Here is a 1883-nt window from a genome sequence, read left to right as displayed (position 1 = left end):
CAATTCCGGGCTGTGGCGATCGAGGATCAGCGTATCGAGCGGTCCGAGGCTCGGCGCATCCTCTGTGAGAAGCCTGAAGCCTGCGTTGGCCGCCAGAACCAGCGTCTTGTCGGCGCGCGGCGAGATGCGAATCTCGCCGGAGAGCGGCATGCGCTCGACGCCATGGGCCATGCGGCCACGGCGGGTCATGACGTTGAGATCGGTGATCGGGCCACTGATCAGCGCGGCGCTGGTCGGCACATCGCCCGCAAAGGCGAGCGGCGCCGAGTCAGCGGTAAGCAGCGCCGGCGCCCGGCCGGCAATGTCGAGGACAATCCCCTCGCCTTCCAGCACCGACAGCGTGCGGTCGATGCCGGCGAAGCTGGAGAACGGCCCGCTGGTTTCGACGCGGGCCATGGAGACGCGCCAGTCGAAATCGTCGAGCCCGGCGCCGTCGGGCGAAACCGCGATCTCGGTGGTCGTGCCGCCGCCATTCTTCCACGGCATGACCCGGTAATCGGCGGCACGAAGGATACGCATCGGCTCAGCCCAATATGCCCGGCAGGTTGAGCTGGTGCTCCTTGGCGCACTCAATGGCGATGTCGTAGCCGGCATCGGCATGGCGCATGACGCCAGTCGCCGGGTCGTTCCACAAAACGCGCTCCAGGCGCTTGGCGGCTTCCGCCGTACCGTCGGCCACGATCACCATGCCGGCATGCTGCGAGAAGCCCATGCCGACGCCGCCGCCATGATGCAGCGAGACCCAGGTGGCGCCGGACGCGGTGTTGAGCAGCGCATTGAGCAGCGGCCAGTCGGAAATGGCGTCGGAGCCGTCTTTCATCGCTTCGGTCTCGCGATTCGGCGACGCGACCGAACCGGAATCGAGATGATCACGGCCGATGACGACGGGAGCCTTCAGCTCGCCCTTGGCGACCATCTCGTTGAAGGCGAGACCGAGCCGGTGACGGTCGCCGAGGCCGACCCAGCAGATGCGCGCCGGCAGGCCCTGGCACGAGATGCGCTCGCGCGCCATGTCCAGCCAGTTGTGCAGATGCGAGTTGCCGGGGGTCAGCTCGCGCACCTTGGCGTCGGTCTTGTAGATATCCTCCGGATCGCCGGACAGCGCGGCCCAACGGAACGGACCGATGCCACGGCAGAACAGCGGCCGGATATAGGCCGGCACGAAGCCCGGGAAGGCGAAGGCGTTCTCAAAACCTTCGTCCTTGGCGACCTGGCGGATGTTATTGCCGTAGTCGAGCGTCGGCACGCCGGCGTTCCAGAACGCCACCATCGCCTCGACATGCTCGCGCATCGACGCGCGAGCAGCCTTTTCGACGGCTTTCGGATCAGAGGTACGCTTCTCGCGCCATTCGGCCATGGTCCAGCCCTTCGGCAGGTAGCCGTTGATCGGGTCATGCGCCGAGGTCTGGTCGGTGAGGATGTCGGGGCGGATGCCGCGCCTGAACATTTCGGGCACGATCTCGGCGGCGTTGCCGAGCAGGCCGACCGATTTTGCTTCGCCGGCCTTGGTCCAGCGGTCGATCATGTCCATCGCTTCGTCCAGCGTCTCGGCCTTCTCGTCGAGATAGCGGGTGCGCAGGCGGAAATCGATCGAGTCCGGGTTGCATTCGATGGCAAGGCAGGAAGCGCCGGCCATGACGGCGGCCAGAGGCTGGGCGCCGCCCATGCCGCCGAGGCCGCCGGTCAGGATCCACTTGCCCTTGAGGTCGCCGTTGTAATGCTGGCGGCCGGCCTCGACGAAGGTCTCGTAGGTGCCCTGCACGATGCCCTGCGTGCCGATATAGATCCAGGAGCCGGCCGTCATCTGGCCGTACATCATCAGGCCCTTCCTATCGAGCTCGTTGAACTTCTCCCAGTTCGCCCAGTGCGGCACGATGTTGGAG

Annotated in this window: 2 protein-coding genes; both read right to left on the bottom strand. The window is 66.3% G+C overall.

Going from position 1 to position 1883, the window contains the following annotated elements:
• Positions 1 to 519, bottom strand: a 519-nt coding sequence (locus tag EOA28_RS34420) for a HutD family protein (RefSeq protein WP_148671056.1), incomplete at its 3' end; no start/stop codon positions are given.
• A 4-nt stretch (positions 520 to 523) separates the two neighbouring features.
• Positions 524 to 1883: urocanate hydratase (gene hutU, locus EOA28_RS34415; RefSeq protein WP_128315776.1), on the bottom strand; the 1360-nt coding region annotated here is incomplete at its 5' end.

Source organism: Mesorhizobium sp. M2A.F.Ca.ET.067.02.1.1 (genome assembly GCF_004023285.1).
Taxonomy (GTDB): domain Bacteria; phylum Pseudomonadota; class Alphaproteobacteria; order Rhizobiales; family Rhizobiaceae; genus Mesorhizobium.
The sequence above is the reverse complement of the archived record's forward strand: the minus strand, read 5'-3'. Positions and strand labels throughout refer to the sequence as shown.